1 protein-coding gene is annotated in these 852 nt (G+C 69.4%); it reads left to right on the forward strand.

The window, feature by feature from the left end; all coding sequences use genetic code 11:
* Positions 1-5: 5 nt before the first annotated feature.
* The coding region (locus ABD335_RS30635) for an IS5 family transposase (protein ID WP_344329411.1) at positions 6-852 on the forward strand (847 nt) is incomplete at its 3' end.

Below are 852 nucleotides of genomic sequence, written 5' to 3' on the forward strand. Positions count from 1 at the left end.
TGATCATGCTGGAGGTTGAGGTGGCGCGGCCAAAGCCGTGGGAGGTCGACGACGAGCTGTGGGCGATAATCGAGCCGCTGTTGCCGAAGGTCGAGCGCCGCACGCACCACCCGGGGCGCGAGCGGCTGGATGACCGGCCGGTACTCCGGGGGATCCTGTTCGTGCTGCACACCGGGGTCTCCTGGGAGCATCTGCCGCAGGAGCCGGGCTTCGGCTCGGGGATGACCTGCTGGCGGCGTCTGACCGAGTGGCACCAGGCCGGCGTGTGGCAGCGCCTCCATGAGGTCCTGCTGGAGCAGCCTCCGGGCCGCCGACGCCCTCGATTTCTCCCGTGCGGCCGCGTGGACTCCTCGCACGTCAGAGCCCTAAAGAGAGGACCCAAGACGGGGCGAAGCCCTGTTGGCCGGGGCAGGACGGGCGGCAAGCACCATCTGATCACCGATGGCACCGGGATCCCGCTCGCCTGCACGCTCACCGGCGGCAACCGCAACGACGTCACTCAGCTCATCCCGCTGCTGGAGGCGGTGCCGCCGGTGCGCGGCAAGCGTGGAAGACCCCGTCGGCGACCGGATGTGGTGCTCGCCGACCGCGGCTACGACCATGCCAAGCATCGGCACCTGGTGCGCGAGCTGGGCATCAAACCGGTGATCGCCCGTCGCGGCACCCGACACGGCTCCGGCCTGGGCACCCAAAGGTGGGTGGTCGAGCGCGCGTTCGCGCTGCTGCACCACTTCCGCCGACTGCGGATCCGCTGGGAGATCCGCGACGACGTCCACGAAGCCTTCCTCGTCGGCGATGGCCTTGAGCTCACGAGGCAGCGACTGATCCGAGTTCATGGACTCATGCTCCCGA

Source organism: Streptomyces macrosporus (assembly GCF_039533145.1).
In the GTDB taxonomy this organism is placed as follows: domain Bacteria; phylum Actinomycetota; class Actinomycetes; order Streptomycetales; family Streptomycetaceae; genus Streptomyces; species Streptomyces macrosporus.